Here is a 24,740-nt window from a genome sequence, read left to right as displayed (position 1 = left end):
TCTCTTCAGGCCAGCTAACAGTCACTGCCGTTCAGCCTGCTTCAGTTTCAGCACCTTAGAACCGTTAACTGAAACAAAGCTGAACGCATGAAAGAACAGACTCAGCGACGAATAATATCCGCGGAATCAAAGCGGGCTGCACTTAACGGACTATTTACCTCAAGATAAGTCCGCAGCACTTCTGCATCCACAAACCCGGTATTCACGTAGCCCGGATGATCATCCATTTTCGGGTAACCGTCACCGCCCGAGGCGATATAGCTGTTAATCGCCATCCGGTAGGTGCCGGCGGGATCCACAGGCTGACCGGCCACCAGAACCTTATCCAACTTACCGCCAACGACTTCCAGCTGAACCCCGGCAAACTGTGCAAATGCTCCGCTGTCCACCGGCTTCTCAGCAACAACCGCCAGATAATCCAGCAACTCGGCACCACTGAGCTCAACAAAAGCGACCGCATTGGCAAACGGCTGTACTTTAAGAACATCTTTGTAGGTAATATCACCGGCTGCAATGCTGTCCCGCACACCGCCTGAATTCATCACTGCCAGGTCCGACTGGGTTTTATCCATCTGCGCCTGCGCAATCAGCACACCCAGGTTGGTGGGCTGAAAACGGATCGCACCCCGGTCGCCTTCCAGTTTAGCGTCTACCTCGCCAATCTTAATCTGTAGCTGCGCCTGCCCCTGCTCCTGATAAGGCTGCAGGAACGCCTTCAGCCCGGCATCCTCAGCAATCGCATCAGCCACCAGCATCCTGACTTTTTTGCCGTCAGCACCTTTGACTTTTTTCTTAAGATTCACGGGAATCAGCTGATAGCTTTCCAGCCGCAGCTCACCGTCTTTAAATACCAGATCCGCACGGCCCACATATTTACCCCATTCATGGGCCTGCATAATCAGGGTACCGTTCTGCACGTCCGGCATACAGGCATCACCCGGCCGGAATCCATTCACAGCGGTTCCGTCCGCCGCCATACACACCGGGTCCTGAGAATGCCCACCGATAATCATATCCAGCCCGTCAACCTGGCGGGCCATGGTCACATCCCCCGGTGCGTTAATGCCGTAAGCAGCATCCACATAGTGCCCCATATGGGTCGCCGCGATGACAACATCAGCCTGATCCTGCAACTCAGGTACCAGAGATGCAGCTTCTGCCACCGGGTCAGTAAAACGGATATCACTGATAAACTCCGGGTTCCCCAGCTTAGCGGTATCCTTTGTCGTCAGGCCGAGCACTGCGATCTTCAGATCACCGCGGTTAAAGATACGGTAGGGCTCAAATAACCGCTCACCGCTGTCCTGTTCGTAGATATTCGCCGCCAGAAAGGGAAAGTCAGCCCAGGCCTGCTGTTCCCGCAACACACCCAGCGGATTATCAAATTCATGGTTACCCACAGCCATAGCATCATAGCCAATCCGGCTCATGCCTTTAAAATCCGGTTCGGCATCCTGAAGGTCTGACTCGGGGACTCCGGTGTTTATATCTCCACCGGACAGCAATAGCAGCTCACCGCCCTGCGCAGCAACCTCTGCACGGATGCGGTCAATCAGTGTTTTCCGGGCAGCCATGCCATATTCGCCATGCCGGTTTGACCAGAAACGGCCATGATGATCATTGGTATGTAAAACCGTCAGCCGGTACTCCTTACCCGCCTGCCAGTCTGCCTCTTGCTGTGCCCCGGTAAACGCACACCCGGACAGCGCCACTGAAACCAGCCCACCGGCAATCGCAGCTTTTAATCTGAACATCGGAAAACTCCTGTATCTTTATCCTGAAAAACCTATGCGGAATACCATAAGCCCGTAACAGCTTATAGCAGGGAAACAAACAAAGAGGCAACGGTGACCGCTAGGCCGGGCCACCGGATTCGATTACATAATCAATATAATCTTCTTCAGCAAGCTGATCATCGGTTACTTCAAACCAACTGACCACAGACGCCCCGGCCTGCTTAACAGACTCCCGGCGCCCGGTAATCAGCGGATGCCAGTCAGGAATGTCCTTGCCTTCATGAATTAAACGGTAGGTACAGGTACGGGGTAACCAGTGGAACTCCTCCACATCTTCCGGCCTGAGCTTGACGCACTGAGGTACCAGCGAGCAACGCTTCTCATACTCAGTACAAAACATGTTTTCCAGATCCAGCAGATGACAGACAACACTGGTGTAGTACACCTGCTCAGTCTCTTCATCTTCAACCTTATGCAGGCAGCATAAGGCACAGCCGTCACACAGGGATTCCCACTGGCTTTCAGACATCTCTTCCAGCGGCGTGGAACGCCAGAAGACTTCAGCAGCCATCAGCGCACTCCGGTTTCCGGCCGGTCAACATGCAAATCCAGCATGTAATCTTCTTTTGCCGGAGGCATTTGCAGGAAAAAACCCTTTTCCTGAATATCACTCAGTACCTTAGCCGCTTCCACACGGGCCATTTTCTTTTCCGGTGTAATCAGCATATCGAATACATGCAACGGGGTACCAAACATGGTTTTCAGTGCATCCGGCACACGGGCAAGCTGTTCCTGCTTATCAACGTACAGGTACATTTCGTCCTTTTTCGAACTTTTAAACACACTACAGATCTTTTTCATAGATATTCCGGAACGGCCAGCAAACCGGCCGTTGTTATGCAATTTCTTTCAGTTTAGCAACCAGCGCATCGCCAATTACCGATTTTCGCCAACCACTTAAACTTTCAGGCAGGCTGTACTCACCCTGCTCACCGGTTCGGATCAGCGCATCCAGATCCTTCTTACGTAACAGCACCTCAGGCGCCATGTCCAGCTCAGCTGCCTTTTCACGGGCCATAGCCTTGAGCTGCTTTAACGGTTTATTCCAGTCATAACTGAGCGGCTGCACAATGGATTCCGGCGGACTGGCCGCGGCAGAATCTTTCGCCATTTTCAGATAGCTCAGTATAGTCGCACCGTCCTGCCGCACCGCCCGGGGATGAATATCATCCACCTGAGACAGCGCATATTCGGAAGTGGGCCACTTATACACAATGTCAATCAGCGCCTGATTTCTCAGCACCCGGTTGCGGGGCACGTCGCGCTGGCGACAAACACGTTCACGCCACGCCGTAAGGTCACGCAGCGCGGCCAGCTTTTCAGCCGGCAACTTCCAGGCCTGACTGAAGCGCTTATAATAATGCACGCCGTCCGGGTCCCGATCGGGGATACTGGCCAGCAAGACCTGTAACTCATCTTCCACCCAGCTTGTCATGTTCCGGGCATCCAGTGCGTCTTTCTGTTTCAGGTACAGTGCCGGCAGATACGCCACATCCAGCGTGGCGTAATGCTCCTGCGCAGCGGTCAGCGGCCGCTGCAGCCAGTCGGAACGGGTTTCCCCCTTGCCGATCGCCACGCTCAGCGCATGCTCAACGATTCGCTGATACCCCATTGAAAAGCCCCAGCCCAGAAAACCGGCTGCAACCTGAGTATCAAACACCGGCGAAGGCATCTCCCCCAGCATGTAGAGAAATAATTCTAAATCTTCATTGCAGGCATGCAGAACCTTCAGCACCGACTCAGCACGGAACACCTCTACCAGTGGCGCGTAATTTTCAAGCGTCAGAGGGTCCAGCAGATAGCAGTGACGGTCATCCGCCACCTGAATCAGCCCCGGCAGGGGATAAAAAGTATCGACCCGGATAAACTCGGTATCCAGAGCAATGAGTGGCAGTGTCAGCCAGTGCCGGCAGCATTCTGCCAGCGCGTCATCGGTGCGCACCCAGACCGGTGTTTTGGCAGCCTCTTCAAGCGCTAAATAATCGTAAGATGCTGCACTTTCAGCATTCATAAACAGTTCCTGCAAAAGGCATTTCAGAGAAGTGAACGGCGACCGGCCAGCGCATGCGCCAGCGTGCCACCATCAACAAATTCAAGCTCGCCGCCCACCGGCACCCCGTGAGCAATACGGGTGACTTTTATCCCCATATCTTTAACCTGCTCGGCGATATAGTGAGCGGTTGCTTCGCCTTCAACCGTCGGATTGGTTGCCAGTATAATTTCTTCAATGCCGGCACCGTCAATCTGCTGAAGCAACACATCAAGCCCCAGATCCTGAGGGCCGATTCCGTCAATCGGGGACAAATGCCCCATCAGCACAAAATACTGACCGTTAAAACCGCCGGTCTGCTCGACAGCCAGCACATCCACCGGCGTTTCCAGAATACACAGCTTCGAACGGTCACGGCTACTGTCGTCGCAGATATCGCACAGCTCGTGCTCAGATAATGTCCGGCACCGGCTACAGCGGCCCACGTTTTCAATGGCCAGCTGTAAGGTTTCAGACAGTTTAATACCACCTTCCCGGTCACGCTCCAGCATATGAAACGCCATACGCTGAGCGGTTTTCGGTCCGACGCCGGGCAAGCAGCGAAATGCCTCAACCAGCGACTGAATCAAGGGACTGAATGACATAAACGCCCCTTAGAACGGCATATTGAAGCCTGGCGGCATACCCATACCACCGGTTACTTTGGCCATACGCTCCTGGCTGGCAGACTCGACTTTGCGCACCGCATCATTTACTGCCGCGGCAATCAGGTCTTCCAGAATTTCTTTATCTTCTGTCATCAGGCTGTCGTCAATATCAACGCGCTTTACATCATGACGGCCATTCATGACGATCTTCACCATACCGGCACCTGACTCACCGTTGACTTCCGCTTTGGCGACTTCTTCCTGGGCTTTTTGCAGTTCTTCCTGCATTTTCTGGGCCTGCTTCATCAGGTTGCCCATTCCACCTTTCATCATAATAAACCTCGATATTTATATATCTGTCGCCAGCAACACAGGTGCCGGCTAAGCAAAACTGTAATGTCTGAATTAATGCAGCGTTACCGGAGCATCAATAGGCTCAACGGAGGAAATATCAATCCGCCCGCCAAAACGCTCAATAATAGCCTGCACCGTTGCATCGGTTTCAATCGCGGTCACGGCCTGAGCCAGTCGCTCTGACTTTTTGCGCGAACGATACAGGCTCGGCGTCTCCCGGCTAAAGATTCCCAGTTCGAATTCTACCTGAAGTGGTTGCTGAAAATAATCGCTCAGCGCTGCAGAAATGCGGTCAGTGTGAACCTCATTGAGAATATTTCTCTGTTCATCAGCATAGTGGAATCTGAACACTCCATCACTGACAGCCTCAAGTGAGGTATTGGCGGCAATCATGTACGTCATCCCTGCCAGCCCCAACGCATCCACCAGCAGCACCCACTGAGATACATCCAGCTCAGCCAGTTGCCGGGAGATTTCTTCCGCCACAGGCTCAGCAATATAACCGTCCGCGACATTCGTCGGCGCTGTCATCACTGCCGGTGCCGGGTGTTCAGCCACAGCCGTATCCTGAGCCATCGCTGCCGATGGCTGCTTCACCTCTTCAGGCTTTTTTGACGGTTCAGACGCCTCCTGCGGTGCACCTGAAAAATACGACTCATCATAAGCCGGCGGCTCTTCCCACGGCGGTACATCATGTTCCGGAACTTGAGCAGCAACCGGCTCGCGGGCAACCGGAGCACTTTCGGCAACCGGCTGCGGAGCTGGCTCAGCAACTGCCGGCGCGGCGGCCTGTACAGACGGCTGTATAGGTGCAGCAGGCGCCTGTGCAACCGGCTGAGACAGCCCGGCTGATACTTCAGATTGTGCGGCGACGACCGAAACTTCAGAAGGTGCTGCAACGGGCGCTGCCGGAGGAGGCGTCACGGGTTCAGATGCCTGTTCCGTCGCCGGTGCAGGTACATTTTCAGGCGCAGGCGCAACCGCCTGAGCGGCCGGTGGCGGGCTGCTCTGAGCATCTTCCGACGGTTCAGCCCCGCCGTCAGAAACAGCCGACACTGATTGCGGCTTATCACCGCTTCGCGGCGGTGCAGATGCCGGACGGAACGCCAGCATCCGTAACATGACCATTTCCAACCCTTCACGGGCATCCGGCACATAGGGCAAATCTTTACGGCCCAGCAAAGCGACCTGATAATATAACTGCACGTCTTCAGCAGATAGCTGGCGTGCCAGTTCAAGCACCTGATCGCGGTCTCCCATACCATTATCAACGGCATCCGGCATCACCTGCCCCAGAGCTATCCGGTGCAACAGACTGATCAGATCTCCCAAAACCGTATTGTAATCCGGGGAAAACTGCGCCAGATCACTGACCGTCGCCAGCATATCTTTGGCGTTTTGCGCCACCAGGCTGTCAAGCAAACGGTACACCAGGCGCTGATCAATAGTGCCCAGCATAGAACGGGCATCTGCTTCATTAATCTCACCGGCACCAAATGCAATCGCCTGATCCGTCAGACTCATGGCGTCCCGCATGGAGCCATCAGCTGAGCGGGCCAGCAACCACAGCGCCGGCTCTTCAAATTTAATGGATTCCTGAGTCAGTACATGCCGAAGGTGATCAACGATCCGCTCGGGAATCATGTTCTTCAGATTGAACTGCAAACAGCGGGACAGAATCGTCACCGGCAACTTCTGTGGGTCAGTCGTTGCTAAAAGAAACTTAACGTGGGGAGGCGGTTCTTCCAGCGTCTTCAGCAGCGCATTGAAAGAATGGGTCGACAACATGTGCACCTCATCGATGAGGTAAACTTTGTAGCGACCGTGGGTCGGCGCGTACTGAACGTTTTCCAGCAGCTCACGGGTATCTTCAACCTTGGTACGTGACGCCGCATCCACCTCAATCAGGTCAACAAAACGGCCTTCGCTGATTTCCTGACAGGGTGCGCATTTACCACAGGGAGAAGAAGAAACACCATTGGCACAGTTCAGTGACTTGGCAAATAACCGCGCTATCGAGGTTTTGCCCACCCCGCGAGTGCCTGTAAACAGGTAGGCATGATGCAGACGATCATCGTCGAGAGCGTTCACCAGTGCCTTAAGCACGTGCTCCTGACCAACCATCTCCTGAAATGTTGCGGGGCGCCATTTTCGCGCCAGGACCTGATAACTCATGATGTGATGATTCTTATCCGGTAAGCCCAGAAACAGGCTTAAATTAAGCAGTACAAATAAATAAGCTCACATGCTAACGATAACCGCCCGACAGTGCCAGCTTAAGCCCGGGAATAATCAGCAAAAACTTTCATCAGACAGATCCCCTCTCCATTCACCTGATGCCTGAAAACCATTACTGAGGCTTATCAGACACTTTCCACAGGCTCAGTCAGCTTTTCACGGCACTCAGTGCCACTCAGCACAGCCACCTCGGCCCGGTCGCGACCATTTTGCTTCGCCATATAGAGGGCTTCGTCTGCCAGCCTGATCGCATCGTCCATTGATGCGGCATGTTGTGGGTATACCGCAATGCCAACAGAGGTTGTCACCGTACCCAGTGACAGCTGATTGATACTCAGCTCAAGCTGCCTGACAGCCTTGCAGATCCGTGCCGCGATCTGTTCTGCCTGCTGTGCGCCGGTAGACGGACATACAATACAGAACTCCTCGCCACCGTAACGACAGGCAATATCCTCCTGCCGGAGAGAATCTTTTAACGCCTGCGACACTGCCTTAAGGACATGATCACCGGCATCATGACCAAAGTTATCATTAAAAAGCTTAAAATGATCAAGGTCGATCATCATGACAGCTATTTCACTGCCGGTACGCTCAGCCCTGCTATGAGCCTGATCCAACGCCTCCAGCATATAACGGCGGTTGAACAACCCGGTAAGCGGATCGCGGATCGCCTGCTCCCTCAGGCTGTCACGCAACTGAATATTGGCCAGCGTCAGGCCAATTTGCTCTGATATCGCACTCCACATTCCCTGATAATGCTCTGTATCGGTATCCAGAGACATGACAAAATGCAGAATACCGATAGTTTCCCCCTGCGCCAGGAGCGGAACACACAGACTCTGTTGCTCCTCAGGGGTATCCACCCAGTGACGACAGTAAGTTTCTATCCCGTGTTCCACTGAAAAATGCTGATGACCTTTACGAAGCGCCCAGCACTCACCAGGTGCAAAGCGTTCTGCCCCGGGCCATTCGCCGCCCCATTCCGTAATCCGGTCCAGCCGGTTACGGGAAGACTTGATAATCGAAATACTGCCCCGGAATTCAGGCAATAACCTGGGGATAACACTGGTCATCACCTCCCCGGCCTCTTCCAGCGTTGTACAAGCGTTCAGCAACCCCCCCAGAGTTTGTAACATTTTAATTTCAGCGGTCCGGTCATCCACCCGTTTTTCCAGCAAATGATGCTCTGCCTGAACAGCTTTGTTCATCACCCGGGCGGCTAGCACACCCAGAATCAGAACAGCAATCAGGCTTACTCCGCCGGTGAATACCAAGGTCTCCCGGAGTTCATGCAAGGCATCTTCAACAGACTCTTGCGACCGGGCAACCCGGGAAATAATCGGATGGGCAAGATGTGAATTTTTATCGGTATAGTGCGCTTCATTGGAGCGCACGGCCACGTAAAGCATATTCGTATCCAGGGTCCTGCTATACCGCCCGGAGATTCCCTTACCGTCTTGCAGTGCTGTTTTAATTTCAGGCCGGTCTGCATGATTTTCGACGTAACTTAACTGGTCGTACGTTATATCCGAATCACCGAGAACTTTTCCGTTAGCATCAATATACGTAACCCGAAAATCCCCTGCATGCGCAAAGTTTTCTGCCAGACGCTGAAACGCAAGAATAATATGTTCTTCTGTATGCCCGCTAACATGAGAGCCCTCATGTTCTGTTACCCGGGTATCCGAATGCATTTCCGATTCGGCCTCCAGAGATTCCAGCGTTTTAACCGACTCAAGTGACGCTGTCGCCAGCAAATACAGTTCTTTTTTATTTAGGTCAATCAGGTGAGACTGCAGATAACGCTCAATGGTTATGATGGTAAATGTACTCACCAGCAGCATTACCATCAGCGGTATTACCACTATCTTCTGCTGTATCTTCATTACGCCTCCTGCCCCACATTGATTTAAATACAAATCAACAACTTGGGATAATCCTGACAAAAGATCAGTATAGTCACGACAGGCGGATAATCTGCAGCACGAAAAGACATGAACCCCTAAAATGGTGACAGTCGCTGACAATACTCAAACCCAGAGCAACAGGCGCCTTACTTTGCAAGGCGACACACGCACCTTAAGCGCACAATGCAGGGGCCGCACCGACGCTCCGGCTAACAGCCTGTAAAACCGCAGGCAAAGAACAGCATACCGATAGTAAAAAATAAGATAAGACGCATGCCCGAACAGGCAGAAAAGATATTTTCAGCGTATCACCGAGACCGGAAAATACACTGAAAATACTGTAAGAATGTAAGAGTTCACCGATAAGCCGGGTTCTGTCGTGGACAATCATTCATCTAGGACCTGCGTCGCCACAGGCCTCAAGCGACCTACCCGAATCCAGTGCGGATCACACCTTAAAGGATTCCTATTTGGTCTTGCTCCGAGTGGGGTTTACCATGCCGTGATGTGTTACCACCCACGCGGTGCGCTCTTACCGCACCCTTTCACCCTTACCGGCTCATTGCTGAGCTTAGGCGGTCTGCTCTCTGCTGCACTTTCCGTAGGCTTTCGCCCCCCAGGCGTTACCTGGCACCCTATCCTATGGAGCCCGGACTTTCCTCCCCTGGCAAATGCCAGCGACGATTGTCTGGTGAACTCTCGGCGGCAAGGATACCAAGAAAAACCTCAGATACAAGGAAATTAAACACTTTGTCAGTGCATCCGCCTTAAACAGCTTCACCGCCCCGCGGGAAGTTGATATTCAGGCAGGGAAACATCAACAATCAGCGACGCTGCAGGCCGTCAGCCTTCTTTTTTCTCCAGAGCCGCCTGATACAGCACCTTCTTCTTAACGCCGGTAATTTTGGCCGCCAGTGCCGAAGCCTGCTTAACCGACAGTTCCTCAAGCAGGATATCCAATACCCGGGTCGCTTCGGCATCCAGTAAACCGGCATCCGCCTGCGGAGCCCCCTGTACGATGACAACAAACTCACCTTTACGCTGGTTATGATCCGCCTGAACCTGCTGTAACACGTCTTCAGCAGAACCGGACAAAAACGTCTCAAAAGTTTTTGTCAGTTCACGGGCAATCACGACGGGCCGGTCGGCCCCGAAAGCACTCACAATCGCTTCCAGACTTGCTTCAATCCGGTGAGGTGACTCATAAAAAATCAGACTGCGGGATTCAGCCGCTAAGTTCTCATAATAATTTAAACGCTGCTGCGATTTGGCAGGCACAAAGCCTTCAAAGGCAAAACGGTCGGAAGCAATGCCCGCTGCACTCAGCGCCGCCACCATTGCACAGCACCCCGGTACGGGAACAACCCTGTAGCCTGCCGCCCTGACCTCCCGCACCAGTACAAAACCCGGATCAGATATCAGCGGCGTGCCGGCATCCGAGATCAGCGCAACGCTCTCGCCCTGCGCCAGAGAATTAATAATTTTTTGACCCTGCTGGCGTTCATTATGATCATGAACTGCTATCATCGGCGTTTTAATATTAAAATGTGCCAGAAGCCTGGCACTGTGTCGGGTATCTTCAGCCGCGATTAACGCGACTGAACTTAGTGTTTTGATCCCCCGGGGAGTAAAATCTTCAAGATTACCGATCGGGGTCGCGACTATATATAACGCTGATTCAGACATGTGTTTCTGGACTATTAATTATTCAGGGTGTGAAAGTATATGACGTTTGCAATCCGTCTGTCTCTAATCGTAACAACCAGCGCAACACTATTACTGGGCGGCTGCGGTACCAGCCCCATCACAACCGGCACCCCCCAAGTCGTTGAAACAACCGAACAGCAAGTCAGTAAGCTGCTGCTTCAGGCTGATCAGGCCGCCCCTATCGAGCAGGCCCGGCTGAAAGCTGAAGCCGCAAGAATCCTGATTGCCGCCAACCGCCGTGATGAAGCGGTAAACCTGATCGACGGGATCGATCTGCGCCTGCTGAGCCCGACACTCAAATTTGATATCGCGTCTCTGCGCGCCCAGGCAGCGCTGGACCAGCAAGATGGCGCCACAGCGCTGCGTTATCTTGAACAGCTGCCAACCGACGACCCGCGACTCCAGCCAGATCAGAAATATCAGGTTGGTCAGATGGCGGCAGAAGCATACGGCCTGGAGAACAACCAGCTACGTCAGGCGCAACAGCTGATCCGCCTGGGACGGTTCGGGCTGGAAGAAGACAAAGCCGCTCTGCACGACAGCATCTGGGCTGCACTGATGGCACTGGATCTGCAAACCCTGCAGCAAGTCGCACTGGCCACCGACAACAGCTACACAGAACAGGGCTGGTATGAACTGGCTTTGGCGGTAAGATCCGCAACCGACCTCGCCACGCAGACCAACAACCTGCAGCAATGGCAAACCCTGTGGCAATCCCACCCGGCTAACACCGCAGCACCGGAAAACCTGAACGCACTGGCAAACAATCAACTGATTGTCAGCGATCATATTGCCCTGGTACTGCCGCTGAGCGGCAAGCTGCAAAAACCTGCTGAAGCCATTATGACCGGTTTCATGGCAGCCCATTATCAGGCGGCCCAGCAAGGCAAAAAGACCTCTCAGATCACCATTCTGGATTCCAGCCAGATCACCAGCCCGGAAGCGCTTTATCTGGTGGCTGCTGAAAAAGGCGTTGACCTGATTATCGGCCCGCTGGAAAAACAGCTGGTCAGCGACCTTGTCACATCCGGCAACGCCCCGATTCCGACGCTGACCCTGAACGTGGTAGCAGACAGCGCAGCGGCAAACATCTATCAGTTTGGCCTGGCCATTGAAGATGAAGCCATTCAGGCCGCACGCCGTGCCTGGAACGATGGTCAGCGTACCGCCCTGATAATGACACTTGAATCTGAATGGGGTAAGCGGGCCACCGCCGCCTTTACAGAGGCATTCAGTGGGCTGGGCGGACGCGTGCTCGACACGGTTGAATACGCCAACAAAGACGACTACTCAGCCAAAGTAACCGATTTACTGGCCATTAATGAAAGCGAAGAACGCAGCAACCTGCTCCGCCAGATTATCGGCCCCGGATTTGAAACCGAAGACCGTCGCCGTCAGGACGTAGACGCCATTTTCCTGGGCGCGCTGCCGCAAGCCGCCCGTCAGATTAAACCAACACTGGCCTTTTTCTACGCTGGAAATATACCGGTATATGCCACATCTAACATTTACTCCGGCCGGCCCAACCCGATCAGCGATCAGGATCTGAATAACATCCTGTTCACCGGCAGCCCATGGCTGTTGCGCCCGCCATCAGACAATCACATCCGGCTGGCGCAACAGGGTAAAAACACCGACTCCCGGTTCGGACGCCTGTATGCACTGGGGCTGGATGCGTACCAGCTGTACCCCTACCTGAATCAGTTGGCGGCATCGCCTTCTGCCAGGATAAACGGTGAGACCGGTAGCCTGTCCATTCAGCATAACAACCACGTGCAACGGGAACTGGACTGGGCAGTCTTTCAGGATGGACAACCACAGCTAATCCCATAATTTCAGGATGAGATGTCATGGACAGACAACAACTCGGCAGGGACGCCGAGCAAACCGCAGAACGCTTTCTGCGCACACAGAAACTCACCCTGGTCTGCCGTAATTTTCACTGCCGTTTCGGTGAAATCGATCTGATTATGCTGGACAGCTCAGGCCTGGTATTCATCGAAGTCAGAAAACGCCTTCATCAGGGCTGGGGCGGTGCCAGCGCCTCAGTAGACCGGCGCAAACAGCAAAAAATTATTCGCAGTGCTGAATTTTTTCTCAGTCAGCACCCCGAATACGGTAAGCTTAACTGCCGCTTTGATGTTATTGCCTTTGAAGGCAGCATAAAGGCGCACGGGGGTGGCGATTCCCCGCCCATATGGTATAAAGACGCCTTCAGATTGTAAGCTCGTGAAAACGAGGCATTTTTCCACACAGGAGCCCCGATGGTACTTCAAGATCGCGTCATTAACCTATTTCATAACACTATGGAAGTTAATGCTCAAACCATCGAAGAATACACGCCTCTGATTGCGCATGCCGGCGAACTCCTTCTTAACTGCCTGATTTCTGAAAATAAAATTCTGTGTTGCGGTAACGGTGGTTCAGCTGCCCTGACTCAGCATTTCAGCGCACTGCTTATTAACCAGTTCCGCCATGAACGCCCGGGCCTTCCTGCCATCAACCTTTCCAGTGACGGCAGCGCCATAACCGGCATCAGTGATAACGGTCACTATAATGATATTTTTTCGAAGCAAATCCGCGCACTCGGACAACCCGGTGACCTGCTGATCATCGCTTCTTCAGACGGACGCTCCCAGAACCTTGTACAGGCGATCCAGGCAGCCCATGACCGTGAGATGCTGGTGATTGCCCTGACCGGTGGAACTAATGACAACATCCAGTCTCTATTACTTCCTGATGAAGTAGAGTTTTGCATTCCGGCAGATGATTACAGCCTGATTTACGGCGCCCATCTGCTGGTGTTACACGCTTTATGTGACCTTATTGATTACCAGCTATTCGGCGGAGAAGAATAAATGAAACGAGTCATCGCCCTGATTTTATCCAGTGCCATTCTCAGCGGTTGCGCCAACCTTATCGGCGCAGCGCGGGAAGAACCCGTCCAGGAGGATGTCGGCAACCGCACCACCGGCAGCTATATAGATGATGAACTGATTGAAGTTAAAGCGCTGGTGAACATCAGCAAAGGTTCACAGGAACTGCAACAGAGCAATGTCAGCGTCACCAGCTTCAACGGCATTGTCTTACTCAGCGGCCAGGTGGCTTCTGAGCGCAGCAAACTGGAAGCCGAGCAGATCGTCGGTCAGATCCGTAAAATTCGCCGGGTCCATAATGAGCTGACCCTGACCAGCCCGACTTCAGCACTGACCCGTGCCAGTGATGCATTCATTACCGCGAAAATCAAAGCCAACATGCTGGGCGATGAAGCAGTGGATGCCACCCGCATAAAAGTAGTTACCGAAAACGGCGTTGTTTATCTGATGGGCCTGGTTACCCGTAACGAAGCAGACAAAGCGGTTGATCTGGTACGCCGCGTCAACGGCATCCAGAAGATCATTAAGATCTTTGAATATGTTGATGACAACAATGCCTGATACTGATTAAGAACCATAAAAAAGGCCGCTGATGCGGCCTTTTTTTATTTAACGACCTTCAGACTCGGCCGCTTCGGTTTTTCTTCAGCCTCTTCGACTGGCTCAGCAGCCTGCGCATCAGCCTCTCCCGCCGCCTGCCGCTCATAAAGCTCTGCACCCGGCTCCATACCAAAGCCCATGCCCTGACCGTTCTCACGGGCATAGACAGCCATGATAGCTACCATCGGCACATACACATTCATTGGCACACCGCCGAAGCGGGCATTAAAACTGACACCGTCATCATCAATATACAGATTCTGTACCGCTGAAGGCGAGATATTCAAAACAATCTGGCCATCCTGCACGAACTGAGTAGGCACAACGACCCCCTGAATATGCGCATCCACCGCCAGATGAGGGGTACAGCTGTTATCTAAAATCCATTCCTGTAAAGCACGTACAAGATAAGGTCTGCTTGGATTCATCATTTCACTCTTACCAGTAATCAGGCACAAAAAAAGGGATTAAGCTCAAGCATAATCCCTCTTGATATACTTAGCAGTTTAGTCGCGCATTTCGCGCTCTTCTTCAGAAAGGCTCAACTGGAAAGATTCACGCTCAAACAGGCGCTCCATGTATTCCAGTAAGTCTTTGCACTGAGCTTCCGGCAATTCAACACCCAGAATCTCCAGACGCCACAGCAGCGGAGCAATGCAGCAGTCAACCAGCGTAAATTCTTCACTCATGAAGAAGTCTTTCTCACCAAAGATCGGAGAGATCGTCACCAGGCTGTCACGCAGCTGCTGACGCGCCGCATCAACCTGGTCCATATCTTCACTGTTCAGGATCACATCTACCTGTGAGCACCAGTCACGCTGAATGCGGTACATAAACAGACGGCTTTCTGCACGCGCTACAGGATATACAGGCAGCAACGGCGGATGCGGAAAACGCTCATCCAGATACTCCATCATCACATTTGGCTCGTACAACACCAGCTCACGGTCCAGCAGAGTTGGCAGGCTGTTGTACGGATTCAATGATGCTAGATCTTCCGGCAAGTTGTTCGGATCACAATCATTTATTTCGACTGCCACGCCTTTTTCTGCCAGCACGATCCGTACACGATGGCTGTAATGGTCTGTACCATTAGAATAAAAAGTCATGGAAGAACGCTTGGCCACTACGCCCATTAAATCACCCTTTTCCTGATTCCTAAAAATAACTATACGCGACCCCACAACAGGGTCGCGTATCCGTAAAGCGTACTATTAAAACGCTTTAGTGAATGTCGCGCCAGTATTCTTTCTTCAGAGCGAAAGCAAATACGAAGAAGATCGCCAGGAAGATCAGCACATTGGTACCAATCCGCTTGGATTCCAGCATGACAGGGTTACCCATGTAAGACATGAAGTTAACCAGGTCGTAGATGGTCTTATCGAACTCTTCTACAGACTGAGTGCCTTTCTTGCTCTGGGTCAGACAACCACCCATAACCAGACCGGTCAGCGGATCAATTTTCTTTTCCTGATGCAACAGCTCTTCCGGCGTACAGTGGTTAGACTGAACACCCTGCAGGCTTTCCAGCACGTTTGGCATACCAACGTCTTTAAAGACAACGTTGTTTACACCCCACGGACGCTCAGTATCCTTATAGAAGCTGCGCAGGTAAGTGTACAACCAGTCTTCGCCACGCAGACGCGACTCAAGTGTCAGATCCGGTGGCGGTGCACCAAACCAGTTACCGGCATCAGCAGGTGACATCGCGATGGTCATTTGCTCACCCACCTTCTGGTTACCGAAGATCAGGTTTTCTTCAACCATCTCTACCGGGATTTCCAGATCAGTGGCGGCACGCTCAAAACGCTGGTAGTTAGCAGAGTGGCAACCCATGCAATAGTTTACAAAGGTAGCCATCCCGCGCTGCAGTGACGCCTTATCAGTATGATCGACGTCGATATTGTCCAGAGGTACCTTAGCACCGGCCGCTTGCACGGCAACAGGCATCAGCACCATCATCAATGTGATAAAAAACTTTTTCATTAGCCTGTCACCCTTTCCGGTACCGGTTTAGTCTTTTCCATTCTGGTGTAGAACGGCATCAGGAAGAAGTACGCGAAGTACAGACCTGTACAGATCTGCGCCGCCAGCGTACGGCCCGGAGAAGATGCAACCACACCCAGGTAACCCAGAATAACAAAGCTGATCGCGAAGACTACCAACCAGATTTTGCTCCACAAGCCTTTGTAACGCATAGACTTAACAGGGCTACGGTCGAGCCACGGCAGAACAAACAGGATTGCAATCGCGCCACCCATAACAACAACACCCGGGAACTGCGAACCGGCAATAGGCGGAATCGCACGCAGCATTGCGTAGAACGGTGTGAAGTACCATACCGGTGCAATATGCTCAGGCGTCTTCAGCGGGTTAGCAGGTTCAAAGTTTGGCTTCTCAATGAAGTAACCGCCCATCTCCGGGAAGAAGAAGATGATCATGCAGAATACAAACAGGAAGACCACAACACCTACGATATCTTTAACAGAGTAATAAGGATGGAATGGGATGCCGTCCAGCGGGATACCGTTCTCATCTTTCTTATCTTTAATCTCAATACCATCAGGGTTGTTAGAACCCACTTCGTGCAGAGCGATGATGTGCATAACAACCAGACCCAGCAAGACGATTGGCAGCGCAACAACGTGCAATGAGAAGAAACGGTTCAGGGTGATGCCGGAAATTACATAGTCACCACGGATCCACTCCGACAGCTCCGGCCCGATAACAGGGACTGCAGAGAACAGAGATACGATTACCTGTGCACCCCAGTAAGACATCTGACCCCACGGCAGCAGGTAGCCCATGAAAGCTTCTGCCATCAGCGCCAGGTAGATCGCCATACCGAAGATCCACACCAGCTCACGCGGCTTACGGTAAGAACCGTACAGCAGACCACGGAACATGTGCATGTAAACAACCACGAAGAACGCTGACGCGCCGGTAGAGTGCATATAACGCAGCAACCAGCCATACTCAACATCACGCATGATGTATTCGATCGATGCGAAGGCACCTTCAGACGTTGGCGTGTAGCTCATTGTCAGCCAGATACCGGTTAACAGCTGGTTAACCAGAACCAATAAGGCCAGAGAGCCGAAGAAATACCAGAAGTTAAAGTTTTTCGGCGCGTAGTATTTCGCCAGGTGATCATCCCACATTGCAGTCAATGGGAAACGGTCGTCAATCCAGCCGATAAATCCTGGATTACCTTTATTTCGTGAGCCAGCCATTACACAGTCTCCGGATCAATACCAATGATTAACGCGTTGTCACTCTCATAATGATGAGGAGGAATAACCAGATTGGTTGGTGCAGGAGAAGCGTTAAACACGCGACCAGACAAATCAAAACGGGAACCGTGACAAGGGCAATAGAAACCACCTACCCAGTCAGGCCCCAGATCTGCAGGTGCCACTTCCGGACGATATGTCGGTGAACAGCCCAGGTGCGTACAGATACCTACCAGCACGGACAGATCTTCACGGATTGCACGGGCAGGCGTATGTGGAATATACGGTGGCTGCTGTGGCACATCAGAGTTAGGATCAGTCAGGTTACCCAGCGTAGCCAGGTCCTCAAGCGCCTTCGCACCACGACTTACAATCCACACCGGCTTGGCACGCCACTGGACAACAATCTGCTGGCCCGGTTCGATCTTGCTGACGTCTACTTTAACTGGAGCCCCCGCCGTTCTTGCTTTGGCACTGGGCGTCCATGAAGCCACGAACGGAACAGCAGCTCCTACAGCACCCACCGCTCCGACAACAGAGGTGGCACCGACTAGGAGACGTCGCCGTCCCTTATTCACGCCGTCATTACTCATTAAGACTTTCTCCCCTCACTCAACCTTTCTCCCCCGCTCATGCGGAAGTCGCCCGGTTGCTCGTAATGAATACCGATTTAACGGATTTTTAAAATGCGCCAAATATTAAAGAAAATCCCTGCTTCTTACAAGGTAATTCCACCGTAAAACGGCGTTTTTACCCCTACAGTTGACCTTGCACAAAGGATTGAAAAACAGGCACAAAAAAACGCCCGGACTGCAAGAGCCAGGGCGTTTTCCGGATGATACGAAAGTCGTATCGAAGCGATATTAACGCTTGGAGAACTGTGGACGCTTACGTGCTTTACGCAGACCCACTTTCTTACGCTCAACTTCACGTGCATCGCGGGTAACGAAACCGGCAGCACGCAGTTCTGGACGCAGAGTTTCATCGTAATCCATCAGTGCACGGGTAACACCGTGACGGATAGCACCGGCCTGACCGAAGCTACCACCACCTTTAACTGTTACGTAAACGTCGAATTTTTCAACGTTGTCAGTCAGTTCCAGAGGCTGCTTAACGATCATACGGGCAGTTTCACGACCAAAGTACTCTTCCAGAGTACGCTGGTTAACAGTGATCTTACCAGTACCCGGACGCAGGAATACGCGAGCGGTAGAAGATTTACGACGGCCAGTGCCGTAATACTGAGTAGTAGACATATTCAACTGCCCCTTAGATAGTCAGTTCTTGTGGCTGTTGAGCCGCATGCGGATGTTCTGCACCAGCGTACACTTTCATCTTAGTGTACATAGCACGACCCAGGGGACCTTTAGGCAGCATGCCTTTAACGGCCAGTTCGATAGTACGGGTTGGGTGAGTTTCAACCATCTTCTCGAAAGAAGTTTCCCGCAGACCGCCAGGGTAACCAGTGTGACGGTAGTAAGTTTTATCCTTACGCTTGTTACCGGTTACGTGAACTTTTTCAGCGTTAACAACAACGATGTAGTCACCGGTGTCAACGTGAGGGGTGTATTCAGGTTTGTGCTTGCCACGCAGACGGCGGGCAATTTCAGTAGCCAGACGACCCAGGGTTTTACCCTCAGCGTCTACAACATACCAATCGCGTTTTACCTCTGCAGGCTTTGCGCTAAATGTACTCATGATATTTTCGCCTTTACATCAGTCTGATCTTATTTACATAAGACCGACGACCTTATAATTATTGGTTGCCAGCCAGCCTGAGCTTCGCCGGCAACTTCATATAACCCTGTTATTCTGAACAGCTTTTAGCTGAACCCCATAACAAGAGGCGCGCATTATAAAGCAGCGGTTCCCATAAACCAACCCTGTTTAACACTTAATTTTACCGAATTGCCATTTATCCTCTTAAGCAATCAGGCTTTATGCTCCCGGGCCAGATATTCATGAGACTGCATCTCCAGCAAACGGCTCTGGGTACGGGCAATTTCAAACTCCAGTCCGCCCTGTGTATAGATTTCAGGTATGGACACTTCAGCGGAAATAATCAGCTTAACCCCGCTGTCGTAAAACTCATCGACCAGATTAATAAACCGACGTGCAGCATCATCATTGGCCCGTCCTAACTGCGGCACGTTACTTAACATCACTGCATGGAAAATCTTCGCCAGTTCAATATAGTCATTCTGGCTGCGCGGCCCCTCACACAGCTCAGAAAAATCAAACCAGACAACATCTTCACAACAGCGCCGCGATTTAATATCCCGGCCATTAATCTCCAGTACTTCGGCTTCCACCACCTCTTCCAGATCCGGTGCCAGATTTTCAAAACTGGTATTCAGGCTGATATCTGCCGCTTCATCCAGCGGGTAATGATAAAGTTCCGCCTGCTCAAGCGTACGCAAGCGGTAATCTACCCCACCGTCAACATTCAGTACATCGGTGTACTTATTCAGTAATTTAATGGCCGGAATGAAACGCTCACGCTGCAAGCCGTTTTCATACAACCCATCCGGAACAATGTTTGAAGTCGCCACCAGCGTCACGCCATTGGCAAACATCTGCTCCAATAACCCGCCCAGTATCATCGCGTCGGTGATATCCGTGACGAAAAACTCATCAAAGCAAATAATCTGGAACTCAGCCGCAAACTTCTTGCCGATCGTGACCAGCGGATCCTGAGTCCCGTCAAGTAACCGCAGCTCTTTATGAACCCGCTGCATAAAACGGTGAAAGTGCGTCCGCTCTTTGTTTTCGAAAGGCAGGCTGTCAAAAAACGTATCCATCAGATAGGTTTTGCCCCGGCCCACGCCGCCCCAGAAATACAGCCCCTGCACCGGCTCAACGGGCTGCTTATTAAACCGCCCGGTCAGACGCTGCAGCAAACCACCTTTTGGTTTTTCCTGCTGCGCCGCCACCATGTCATCATACAACCGCTGCAAATGCTTAACGGCCATTTCCTGGGCAGGATCGTAACTAAAACCTTCCCGCTTCAAATCAGCCTGATAGCGCTCCAAGGGGGTCATAACACTTCCAAATTATCAGTTTTATTAATCTGCGGGGGACTCTACATAGACACCGCTGACATTGCAACGCAACATAAACGCCCCTGATACTAAAGATGCTCACAGCATCCGCTAACAAAACACCGGACACAAAAAAGCCGGGCTGAATAACCCGGCTCTGTAATCAATATGCCTTTACTGCTGTAACTCATCCGGCGAATTCAGATTCTGCAGCTGCGCAGCCAGATCACTGACATCCACCTCGACAAAAGGGTGCTTACGCATCCAGCCCTGAACCCCACGACGCCCTTCTTTCAGCCAGTTATCCAGTGAATCAGCAAACTTAGTGGGAATAACCGCATGCAGAGGGTGCCACCAGTCTGCTTCAGACAAGACACAGATATGTCCCGGATGTTTCTGTGCCGCAGCCAGCAACCGGCCAACAATCTGTTCACTCAGTAACGGTGTATCGCAGGGCACCACCAGCAGATCATCCGTGTTACAGACCCGCAAAGCCGCCTGGATTCCCGCTAACGGGCCCTGAAAGTCTGCCAGCTCATCAGCAACGGTCAGATCCGCCAGCTCCGAGTAACGCGGGATATTTCTGTTACAGCTAATCAACAGCGTTGAAACCTCCGGGCGCAGCAACTGTACCGCATATTCAACCATCGGACGCTGGCGGAACTCTACCCAGCCTTTGTCCTGCCCACCCATGCGCTGACCCTGCCCACCGGCCAGTACCAGCCCGGTAACATCCGGCGATGATAACTCAGCCATGACTTAACCGCCTGTTACCGGAGGAAACAACCCCAGCTCGTCACCCTCACTCAGCTTGGTATCCAGTGACACCAGTTCCTGATTTACGGAGCACAACAGATCCGCATTATTCAGAACCTCATCCCAGACATCGCCACGCTGACGCAGTAACAGGACTACATCAGCAACAGAACACGCGTCATCACAGGTCACTTCTGTACGCTCAACCCCAAGAGTTTCACGGATAGAAGCAAAAAACAGCACATTGATCATTCAGTTATCCAACTATTATTTCGACGGTTAACCCGAAATATACTACCTAATTCAACACTTCGCTCAGAGGAATAAAGTCATAAAGCTGACCTTCTGCAACCTGAGTGTCACACGGCACCACCAGGAAGCCCGCCGCACTGGCGGCTGAACTCAGAATACCGGAGCTCTGATCCCTGCTCATACACGCCTTACCCGCCTCAAGCTCCACGCGCAGATATTCCTGACGTGAAATGGCTTTAGTCCGGCTAAAGCCCGCCGGAACCCTGAATACCTGCGGCATATATTCGCCAGCCCCCTGGGACTTCAGCAAATAAGGCCGGACTAAAATTGCGAAGGTAACAAATACCGACGCCGGATTACCCGGCAGGCCGATAAACGGCGTACCGCTAACCTCGCCAAACGCCAGTGGCTTTCCGGGCTTGATCGCCATTTTCCAAAGATTCAGCTTACCCAGCTTTTCCACTGCAGCTTTAACATGATCTTCTTCGCCAACCGAAACACCGCCACTGCTGATGATACAGTCAGCCTGTTCGGCCGCTTTTAGCAAGGACTCTTCTGTCGCTTCAAAGGTGTCATCCACTGTACCAAGGTCAAGCACATTAAGCCCAAGCCCCTGTAGCAGACCTTTAAGGGTAAACAGATTAGAATTATAAATTTGCCCCGGCTGCAAAGGATTACCCGGCATAACCAGTTCATCACCCGTGGTCAGAATCGCAACCGTCAGCGGCTGGCGCACCTTAACCCGGGCAACGCCCACAGATGCCAGCACCCCCAGATGAGCAGCCAGCAAACGCACACCGGATTGCATCACTACCTGACCGGCAGCAATATCCTGCCCTTTCGGACGCACATTCGCACCGGACTTAACCGGCCGGCTGAATTCAACCCAGGCACCTTTTTCATCTTCACCGCTGACGGTGTTTTCCTGCATTTCTACCGCATCAGCGCCCGGAGGAATTTCTGAACCCGTAAAGATACGTGCCGCCGTCCCCGCGTCCAGCGGTTGCGGCGCTGTTCCCGCCGGAATACGCTGAGAAATATACAGCCGCTTGCCGGCACTGAGGTCCGCAGCAGACAGCGCGTAACCGTCCATTGCGCTGTTATCCTGAGGCGGCACGTCTACGGAAGAATAGACATCTTCCGCCAGCACCATTCCCAGGGCATCCTCAGTGGCCACCTCAGTACACTTCTCGCTCACTCTGGCCAGATCGAGCATAGCACTGAGCGCATCAGCCACAGGCATTAATGCCTGTTGCTGAGAGTCACATCCGCAACTGCTCATCCCCGGCTCCCACAGGCAGTGTCCACCGGCCCGGTCATGACCATCTCGACAAAATTACAGGGACGGTGACGGGCATCCACCTGTTCACGGATAATATTATTCCAGGCTGTTTTACAGGCACCGGTTGATCCCGGCATACAGAAAATGACCGTACGGTTAGCAATACCGGCAAAGGCGCGGGACTGAACAGTAGAGGTACCAATTTCCTGATAAGAAATCTGCCGGAACAACTCACCAAAGCCTTCAACATGCTTATCAAACAGCGGTTTCATTGCCTCAGGCGTTGAATCTCTCAGAGTAAAGCCTGTGCCGCCGGTTACCAGAATTGCATGAATATTATCATCTGCAATCCAGGACGAAGCCACCGCCCTTAACTTATAGACATCATCAATACAGATCGTACGGGTCGCCAACTGATGACCAGCCTCTGTCAGCCCGGCAACCAAAGCATCACCGGAAGTATCATTTTCCGGGGTACGGGTGTCAGATACAGTTAAAACCGCAATATTTAAAGGCTGAAACGGAACGCCTTGCTTAGCATGACCCATGACTAAATCTCCGATCTGAATTAAAAGCCCGGCTAAATTATTGTATGCCTGCCATCCAGGCAAGCTTTATTTCGCAATCCTATACAGGGAATGCCAATCCACTGACCTAAGTTAATTTTTTCACTGCCGCACAACAGTAAACTTTAGCACTCTCGCGGGGCCGCTATAAGCAACGGCAAAGATCCGGGCAATCTGCTAGAATATTTGTGCTACAAATTTGCCTATGGAAAGGCCTTCCCCGCCAGAAGGGAAGAGAAAACAAATACACGGAGGTAACCGCAATGACATCCCGTATACAGGCTAACCGCCATACACAGGAACTTGAGAACATCGAACGCCTGCTTTCCCGCATTGCCCGGGACATTGAACGGGAGCTACTCGCCAGCGACCAGCAAACCTACAGACCCATTCTGATGACACTGGCGGATAAAGAACAATCCGACAAAGAAGTCCCCCCCGCGCCCAGACGCGATTTAAAAAGCGCCGTTTGAAAAAAGGGCCTATGGTCACCAAAACTAAACCGATATACTTGCGCTTATATAATGTTTGCAAAATGCCGGCGATGACTTCACCGGCCAGCAACACCGCTGTATCAACACCTGTTAACTGAGAGCTACTCACATCATGACAACTGTCCGAAAAGCTATCATCCCGGTTGCCGGCCTCGGCACCCGGGTACTGCCCGCCTCCAAAGCAATTCCTAAAGAAATGCTGCCAGTTGTGGACAAGCCGGTCATCCAGCATGTTGTCGAAGAAGCGGTCGCCGCCGGCATCAAAGAGATCATTCTCGTCACCCGCGCAGGCAAATCGGCCATTGAAGATCATTTCGACAGCCATTACGAACTTGAAGCCGAGCTCAGCCGTAAAAATAAGACCGCGCTGCTGGACGCTATTTCCAATATTATCCCTGATGACGTCACCATTCAGTCAGTCCGCCAGTCCCGCGCACTGGGCCTGGGTCACGCTGTTCAGTGCGCCGCCAGCATGATTAACAACGAACCTTTCGCGGTCATTCTGCCGGACGTTCTGGTCAATAATTTTGCACAGCCCGAAAACGATCTTGCCTGTATGATAAAAGCCTTTGAGGCAGGTAAAGCGGCACAGATTATGGTTGAAACCGTGCCGGCAGACAAAGTCAGCCTGTACGGCATTGCCGACTGCCAGCAGATCACCCCGGAAGCAGGCCAGTCTACACCGGTAGTACGCTTTGTAGAAAAACCGGCCGCCGATGAAGCCCCTTCTGACCTGGCGGTTGTTGGCCGCTATATTTTACCGGCCCGTATTATGGAGCTGCTTGCCACCACCAAACCGGGTGCCGGCAATGAAATTCAGCTGACAGATGCCATGGACGCCCTGCTGGAAGAAGCCACCATGGAAGCCTACAGGATGCAGGGAAAAACCTATGACTGCGGCAACAAAACAGGTTTTTTACAGGCAAATATTGCCTACGGGCTGCAACATCCGGAAACCTCAGCAGAACTGATGACATTTATTGGCCAACTGAATAAATAAT

Annotated in this window: 27 protein-coding genes and 1 other RNA gene; 6 read left to right on the top strand and 22 right to left on the bottom strand. The window is 52.2% G+C overall.

Annotated features, from left to right (window positions below; genetic code table 11):
- Positions 1-101 precede the first annotated feature (101 nt).
- From ushA to rsmI, 10 genes are all read right to left on the bottom strand, one after another.
- Positions 102-1,754 carry a bifunctional UDP-sugar hydrolase/5'-nucleotidase UshA gene (ushA, locus tag PCI15_RS06515; RefSeq protein ID WP_271273527.1) on the bottom strand — a complete coding sequence of 551 codons (1,653 nt, stop codon included), beginning with the start codon at positions 1,752-1,754 and terminating at the stop codon, positions 102-104.
- Between the two features lie 100 nt (positions 1,755-1,854).
- On the bottom strand, positions 1,855-2,307 hold the full coding sequence (locus PCI15_RS06510; RefSeq protein ID WP_271273526.1) for a YcgN family cysteine cluster protein: 453 nt from the start codon (positions 2,305-2,307) through the stop codon (positions 1,855-1,857).
- A complete protein-coding gene (locus PCI15_RS06505; RefSeq protein ID WP_271273525.1) occupies positions 2,307-2,597 on the bottom strand; it encodes a YcgL domain-containing protein in 291 nt (96 codons plus the stop codon). Before PCI15_RS06505 ends, PCI15_RS06510 begins: the two co-directional genes overlap by 1 nt.
- Positions 2,598-2,631: 34 nt before the next feature.
- A complete protein-coding gene (gene rnd, locus PCI15_RS06500; RefSeq protein ID WP_271273524.1) occupies positions 2,632-3,807 on the bottom strand; it encodes a ribonuclease D in 1,176 nt (391 codons plus the stop codon).
- 23 nt (positions 3,808-3,830) lie between these two features.
- Positions 3,831-4,430 carry a recombination mediator RecR gene (gene recR / locus PCI15_RS06495; protein ID WP_271273523.1) on the bottom strand — a complete coding sequence of 200 codons (600 nt, stop codon included), beginning with the start codon at positions 4,428-4,430 and terminating at the stop codon, positions 3,831-3,833.
- 9 nt (positions 4,431-4,439) lie between these two features.
- Positions 4,440-4,766 carry a YbaB/EbfC family nucleoid-associated protein gene (locus tag PCI15_RS06490; RefSeq protein WP_271273522.1) on the bottom strand — a complete coding sequence of 109 codons (327 nt, stop codon included), beginning with the start codon at positions 4,764-4,766 and terminating at the stop codon, positions 4,440-4,442.
- Between the two features lie 72 nt (positions 4,767-4,838).
- Positions 4,839-6,962 carry a DNA polymerase III subunit gamma/tau gene (gene dnaX / locus PCI15_RS06485; RefSeq protein ID WP_271273521.1) on the bottom strand — a complete coding sequence of 708 codons (2,124 nt, stop codon included), beginning with the start codon at positions 6,960-6,962 and terminating at the stop codon, positions 4,839-4,841.
- 188 nt (positions 6,963-7,150) lie between these two features.
- Positions 7,151-8,911: a sensor domain-containing diguanylate cyclase gene (locus PCI15_RS06480; RefSeq protein WP_271273520.1), complete on the bottom strand. Its 1,761-nt coding sequence runs from the start codon at positions 8,909-8,911 to the stop codon at positions 7,151-7,153.
- Between the two features lie 368 nt (positions 8,912-9,279).
- Positions 9,280-9,632, bottom strand: an RNA gene (gene rnpB / locus PCI15_RS06475) — RNase P RNA component class A.
- A gap of 143 nt (positions 9,633-9,775) precedes the next feature.
- Complete coding sequence (gene rsmI / locus PCI15_RS06470; RefSeq protein WP_271273519.1) at positions 9,776-10,618, bottom strand: 16S rRNA (cytidine(1402)-2'-O)-methyltransferase; 843 nt, start codon at positions 10,616-10,618, stop codon at positions 9,776-9,778.
- A 39-nt stretch (positions 10,619-10,657) separates the two neighbouring features.
- On the opposite strand from rsmI, the gene PCI15_RS06465 reads away from it, so the two are divergent.
- The 4 genes from PCI15_RS06465 to PCI15_RS06450 are packed head-to-tail and all read left to right on the top strand — an operon-like array spanning position 10,658 to position 14,076.
- Positions 10,658-12,472 carry a penicillin-binding protein activator gene (locus tag PCI15_RS06465; RefSeq protein WP_271273518.1) on the top strand — a complete coding sequence of 605 codons (1,815 nt, stop codon included), beginning with the start codon at positions 10,658-10,660 and terminating at the stop codon, positions 12,470-12,472.
- 17 nt (positions 12,473-12,489) lie between these two features.
- Positions 12,490-12,864 (top strand): YraN family protein, encoded by a 375-nt coding sequence (locus tag PCI15_RS06460; protein WP_271273517.1) that lies wholly within the window; start codon positions 12,490-12,492, stop codon positions 12,862-12,864.
- 39 nt (positions 12,865-12,903) lie between these two features.
- Positions 12,904-13,497 carry an SIS domain-containing protein gene (locus PCI15_RS06455; RefSeq protein ID WP_271273516.1) on the top strand — a complete coding sequence of 198 codons (594 nt, stop codon included), beginning with the start codon at positions 12,904-12,906 and terminating at the stop codon, positions 13,495-13,497.
- Positions 13,498-14,076 carry a BON domain-containing protein gene (locus tag PCI15_RS06450; RefSeq protein WP_271273515.1) on the top strand — a complete coding sequence of 193 codons (579 nt, stop codon included), beginning with the start codon at positions 13,498-13,500 and terminating at the stop codon, positions 14,074-14,076. It begins immediately after the preceding gene.
- A 44-nt stretch (positions 14,077-14,120) separates the two neighbouring features.
- Here PCI15_RS06450 and PCI15_RS06445 read toward each other — a convergent pair whose 3' ends face one another.
- The 12 genes from PCI15_RS06445 to moaB all read right to left on the bottom strand — a co-directional run bounded on the left by PCI15_RS06445 (position 14,121) and on the right by moaB (position 23,227).
- The gene (locus PCI15_RS06445) at positions 14,121-14,543 is read right to left on the bottom strand and encodes a ClpXP protease specificity-enhancing factor (RefSeq protein WP_271274592.1); all 423 of its coding nucleotides are present in this window, start codon (positions 14,541-14,543) and stop codon (positions 14,121-14,123) included.
- A 78-nt stretch (positions 14,544-14,621) separates the two neighbouring features.
- Positions 14,622-15,251, bottom strand: a complete 630-nt coding sequence (gene sspA, locus PCI15_RS06440; protein ID WP_205658663.1) for a stringent starvation protein SspA — start codon at positions 15,249-15,251, stop codon at positions 14,622-14,624.
- Positions 15,252-15,339: 88 nt separating this feature from the next.
- On the bottom strand, positions 15,340-16,101 hold the full coding sequence (locus PCI15_RS06435) for a cytochrome c1 (protein ID WP_271273514.1): 762 nt from the start codon (positions 16,099-16,101) through the stop codon (positions 15,340-15,342).
- Entirely contained in the window at positions 16,101-17,348 is a 1,248-nt protein-coding gene (locus PCI15_RS06430; protein WP_271273513.1) for a cytochrome b, read from the bottom strand. The genes PCI15_RS06435 and PCI15_RS06430 overlap by 1 nt, the downstream gene beginning before the upstream one ends.
- Positions 17,348-17,941, bottom strand: coding sequence for a ubiquinol-cytochrome c reductase iron-sulfur subunit (gene petA / locus PCI15_RS06425; RefSeq protein ID WP_271273512.1), 594 nt, complete (start codon positions 17,939-17,941; stop codon positions 17,348-17,350). The genes PCI15_RS06430 and petA overlap by 1 nt, the downstream gene beginning before the upstream one ends.
- A gap of 270 nt (positions 17,942-18,211) precedes the next feature.
- Positions 18,212-18,604 (bottom strand): 30S ribosomal protein S9, encoded by a 393-nt coding sequence (gene rpsI, locus PCI15_RS06420; RefSeq protein ID WP_205658667.1) that lies wholly within the window; start codon positions 18,602-18,604, stop codon positions 18,212-18,214.
- Between the two features lie 13 nt (positions 18,605-18,617).
- Complete coding sequence (gene rplM / locus PCI15_RS06415; RefSeq protein ID WP_271273511.1) at positions 18,618-19,046, bottom strand: 50S ribosomal protein L13; 429 nt, start codon at positions 19,044-19,046, stop codon at positions 18,618-18,620.
- Positions 19,047-19,279: 233 nt separating this feature from the next.
- The gene (gene zapE / locus PCI15_RS06410) at positions 19,280-20,389 is read right to left on the bottom strand and encodes a cell division protein ZapE (protein WP_271273510.1); all 1,110 of its coding nucleotides are present in this window, start codon (positions 20,387-20,389) and stop codon (positions 19,280-19,282) included.
- A 174-nt stretch (positions 20,390-20,563) separates the two neighbouring features.
- Complete coding sequence (gene mobA, locus PCI15_RS06405; protein WP_271273509.1) at positions 20,564-21,145, bottom strand: molybdenum cofactor guanylyltransferase MobA; 582 nt, start codon at positions 21,143-21,145, stop codon at positions 20,564-20,566.
- Positions 21,146-21,148: 3 nt separating this feature from the next.
- Positions 21,149-21,397 carry a MoaD/ThiS family protein gene (locus PCI15_RS06400; RefSeq protein WP_271273508.1) on the bottom strand — a complete coding sequence of 83 codons (249 nt, stop codon included), beginning with the start codon at positions 21,395-21,397 and terminating at the stop codon, positions 21,149-21,151.
- 46 nt (positions 21,398-21,443) lie between these two features.
- Positions 21,444-22,679 carry a molybdopterin molybdotransferase MoeA gene (locus PCI15_RS06395; protein ID WP_271273507.1) on the bottom strand — a complete coding sequence of 412 codons (1,236 nt, stop codon included), beginning with the start codon at positions 22,677-22,679 and terminating at the stop codon, positions 21,444-21,446.
- Positions 22,676-23,227: a molybdenum cofactor biosynthesis protein B gene (gene moaB / locus PCI15_RS06390; RefSeq protein WP_271273506.1), complete on the bottom strand. Its 552-nt coding sequence runs from the start codon at positions 23,225-23,227 to the stop codon at positions 22,676-22,678. The genes PCI15_RS06395 and moaB overlap by 4 nt, the downstream gene beginning before the upstream one ends.
- A 281-nt stretch (positions 23,228-23,508) precedes the next feature.
- Between moaB and PCI15_RS06385 the strand changes: the two genes are divergently transcribed.
- Together PCI15_RS06385 and galU are read left to right on the top strand one after the other, a co-directional pair.
- Positions 23,509-23,718, top strand: a complete 210-nt coding sequence (locus PCI15_RS06385) for a hypothetical protein (RefSeq protein ID WP_271273505.1) — start codon at positions 23,509-23,511, stop codon at positions 23,716-23,718.
- Between the two features lie 133 nt (positions 23,719-23,851).
- Positions 23,852-24,739, top strand: a complete 888-nt coding sequence (gene galU, locus PCI15_RS06380; RefSeq protein WP_271273504.1) for a UTP--glucose-1-phosphate uridylyltransferase GalU — start codon at positions 23,852-23,854, stop codon at positions 24,737-24,739.
- Position 24,740: the final 1 nt, after the last annotated feature.

This window comes from Aliamphritea hakodatensis, from assembly GCF_024347195.1.
Taxonomy (GTDB): domain Bacteria; phylum Pseudomonadota; class Gammaproteobacteria; order Pseudomonadales; family Balneatricaceae; genus Amphritea; species Amphritea hakodatensis.
The sequence above is the reverse complement of the archived record's forward strand: the minus strand, read 5'-3'. Positions and strand labels throughout refer to the sequence as shown.